At 66.5% G+C, this 248-nt stretch carries 1 protein-coding gene; it reads right to left on the reverse strand.

All coding sequences use genetic code 11. From position 1 onward, the window contains the following. On the reverse strand, positions 1-248 hold a 248-nt coding region (locus AC0MA3_RS26665; RefSeq protein ID WP_474658373.1), incomplete at its 3' end, for a glycoside hydrolase family 2 TIM barrel-domain containing protein.

Here is a 248-nt window from a genome sequence, read left to right on the forward strand (position 1 = left end):
CTCGACGGGTTCAGCGTGGCCCAAGGTTCACGCCCCGCGGGCGAGTGCCAGATGTCCAGCCGCGCGAACACCCCATCGTCCGCTCCCGTCAGATCCCAACGCCCGCTGTTGAGAAAGACCATCCGGGTGTCGTCCAGCTGCCGCAAGGCCGGCAGGGATGCCGCCGCCAACCGGAATTGGCGGCCCTCCCGGATCTCGTTTAGCAGGCCCCAAATGACGATGCTGGGATGATTGCGATCGCGCCGGAT

Source organism: Paenibacillus sp. LS-5 (genome assembly GCF_056121505.1).